Annotated in this window: 3 protein-coding genes; all 3 read left to right on the top strand. The window is 58.9% G+C overall.

Annotated features, from left to right (window positions below; translation table 11 throughout):
• Positions 1–426 (top strand): hypothetical protein (locus H5U08_RS14200; RefSeq protein ID WP_297034405.1); only part of this gene is annotated, 426 nt, incomplete at its 5' end.
• A 112-nt stretch (positions 427–538) separates the two neighbouring features.
• The gene (locus H5U08_RS14195; RefSeq protein WP_297034402.1) at positions 539–1,930 is read left to right on the top strand and encodes a 3-hydroxyacyl-CoA dehydrogenase; all 1,392 of its coding nucleotides are present in this window, start codon (positions 539–541) and stop codon (positions 1,928–1,930) included.
• A gap of 179 nt (positions 1,931–2,109) precedes the next feature.
• Positions 2,110–3,049 (top strand): hypothetical protein (locus tag H5U08_RS14190; protein ID WP_297034399.1); only part of this gene is annotated, 940 nt, incomplete at its 3' end.

The following is a 3,049-nucleotide window of genomic DNA, read 5'->3' as shown; positions in this document are numbered from 1 at the left end:
AATCTCGACTATTCCCAGGTCCAGGGAGTGTCCCCCCTCGCTGTTGTGCAAAGTTTGGGAAAGATGGTGCTTGACCTGTGCGTGGCCGACATCCAATCGGCCAGCCAAAGCGGCTCCTGGGACAGTCTGAAACCGCGAAAGATCGCGCAATATGTGGGGTGTGCCCAGCAGGGTATTCGGGGTGTGCGGAGTATGCTGACCGGTAAGCCGGAGGACCAGCTCGTGGGCAAATTCAACACAGCCCTCGATGGGATCACCAAGGCGCTCAACGATTCCGCGAGTGCCCGCGATCCTGCGAGCGAGCTCGTCCGGCTTTTGCCGCCCGCGCTCAATACGCTGAACACGGCTCTCCAATCGCTCGCAGCGAATGCCGGTGCCAACGGCGGCGAGGCTCCCGCAGGCGGATCCAATCCACCGGCCTCGTGACGACCTCCCCAAAGTTTGCTGAGGACCAGCTCGCGATCTTGAAGGGATTTCGCACGGACTGTCCCGTTTTTTTGAACGATGAAGCATTTCAGGGAAAGGAAATGCCTTCACGATGACTCTTCCCGGAATTGATCCGGCGGCGGCTGCGAAATATTTAGCGTCCAACGTCCGTCTCTGTCTTCAGCGAGCAAGCAGCGAGACGGGGAGCGTTGCAGACCTCTCCGGACAAATTCCGGATAAATTCGCCCCGGAAAGTCTCGCCTCTGTGCTTGAGTGCGTGGCACAGAACACACCCACGTCGTTCTCTCGCGTCGGCATCGTGGGCGCCGGCCTGATGGGAATCGGCATTGCCGCGTGCCACCTGCGGCGGGGATGCGAGGTGATCCTTTACGATAACGCTTCCGCGGCACGGGAGGCTGCATGGCAGCGCATCCGCCAGGAACTGGAGCTTCAGCTCGGTGATTCAGCCCACATTTCCGCTCTTCTCTCACATCTCCACTGCGTCTCGGATTTGCACCACCTGTCTGACTGTGCGTGTGTCATCGAGGCCGTCCCCGAGAATCTCTCCCTCAAGCGCACGCTCTTCAAGCAATTGGAAGAGTTAGTAGCCGTGGACTGTATTTTCCTCACAAACACCTCCACCATTCCGGTGGCCCGTTTGGCGGAAGATCTCCGCAGTCCCCAGCGGTTGGTCGGACTTCATTTCCTCCATCCCGTTCGCGAGCGCCCCGTGGTGGAAGTCATCGGCCAATCGCGGGCGGAGCGTTCCCTGGTGGCCTCCGTCGTGCGGCAGGCGCTGGCGCTGGGGAAACTTCCTTTGGTCGTTTCCGATTCTCCCGGATTTGTTGTCAACCGACTCCTTTTCGCCTATCTCAACGAAGCGCTCCAATCACTGGCCGATGGTGCGGGGATCGCAGCGCTCGATCAAGCTGCCGTTCGCGTGGGCTTTGCGATGGGACCGTTGCAGGTCATGGATGAAATTGGCCTCGACACCGTTTGGGCAGCCGGCAGGATCCTCTGGGAGGCCTTTCCGGAGCGGATCGAAGCCTCGCCCATCCTCGTGACGTTGCTCAAGCATAAGCGTTTGGGAAGAAAAACAGGCCGGGGATTCTATCAGTACAGCGACTCCGTCCCCTGGACCGCCAATCCCGAGACGGACCCCACTGTCGAGAAACTCCTCGCGTCCTGGGTGACCGCTTCGTCCACAAGCTCGACAGAACAAATGGGGGAACGCCTGCTCGCTGCGATGGTGCGCGAAGCGTTGTCGCTCGTTGAAGAGGGGGTGGTCGGAGATTGGCGGATGATCGATGTGGCGGCCGTGTGCGGTTTGGGCTTTCCTGCGAGGTATGGTGGGCCACTCTATCTGGCGGCTTGGCAGGATGCCGCGGTGTCCCTGGCGTGGATGACGCAACGCCTTTCCCACACCCTGCCCGATTCCACGCTTGCGAAGTTGGGGGCACTCCTGGCATCGCTGCGAGATCACATCAGTCTCCCAACGACATGACTGGCCGCAAAGAATATGAGAAATAGCGCGTCGATTTCTGTTATGCCAATGATTTTCCAGTTAAATTCTGCGTGCCTGGGTACTGGCATCGTGGGAACGAAGGTGAATTGCGGCGCGAAGCGGCCGCACCGCCGAAGCCCACGCGCGAACTCTTGATTCGATGAAGGAGTCTCGCCGGAATGTTCCTGCCGATCGGTATTCATCGGGCCATGATCAAGCGAAGCATGTTACCAGAAAAACTCATCTCCGCTGTTCTTGTGCTGTGTGTCCTCCTGCCTGTTGGGTATTCAGTGCTGGCTGGCGAACCCTCTGCGATTCCATCGATAGGGCGCGTTGGGCTGGGTAGCTATGTCCGAGTGGCGCCGACCGGAGCACGGCGGCCTCCGGAGACTGTTTATGTGATCGATACGTTGCGTCCGCCGTTCCCCACCAATCAATGGTGGAGCAGTGTTCTGTGGATGCCCCTTTCCGAGGCTCAATATCCCCACCCCCTGGCCGTGCGTGCGGAAAAAACCGGCTTGCGGGTGTTTTATCCCGGGTCCCATATCATCGTGACGCCCAGAAGTATTCTCGCCAGTATGCCCGGCGGTTCCCAGGATTTGACGATCGGCCATTCTGGTGTTGCCTCATTCGATGAAGCACGTGTGGAGAGCTTCAGCGATTGGTTCATCACCGTACGATTCGGCGACCTTCAAAGGGGGATGAGTCTGACCTACGGGCACGGGTCCCCGTTCGTCTATGGCCAATATCGGGGTGGTACGGCACGCGTGACATTCGCACAAAAACCCGAAATCTGGGCGGGCAGCCTCGCGGAACACGCCGTGGCGGTGACTCTGAACGGAAAATATTATGCCCTCTTTGGACCACGAGGTTCAAGATGGACAGCAGTCGATGAGAGAACCTGGGTCAACCTTGCCGAGGGAAGCCCCGGGTTTTCTCTGGCACTTTTGCCCGAAAGATCAGAAAAAGTGTTCGCCCTGTTTTCCCGGTATGCGCACTCCCAAGTGATCGGAACGGAGGTGCATTGGCAGTACGATCCGGCGACGAGTTCCGTGGTGACGACTTTCAACTACAAAACGGCGCAATATGAAGGCTCGACACCGGGCACGCTCTTTGCCC

Source organism: Thermogutta sp. (genome assembly GCF_014359955.1).
Classification (GTDB): domain Bacteria; phylum Planctomycetota; class Planctomycetia; order Pirellulales; family Thermoguttaceae; genus Thermogutta.
Note: the sequence above shows the minus strand (reverse complement) of the source record. Positions and strands in the feature narration are given on the sequence as shown.

What these genes read in the sequence shown, in the direction of transcription:
- H5U08_RS14195 (WP_297034402.1), top strand. Translation starts at nt 539, where the DNA reads ATGACTCTTCCCGGAATTGATCCGGCGGCGGCTGCGAAATATTTAGCG.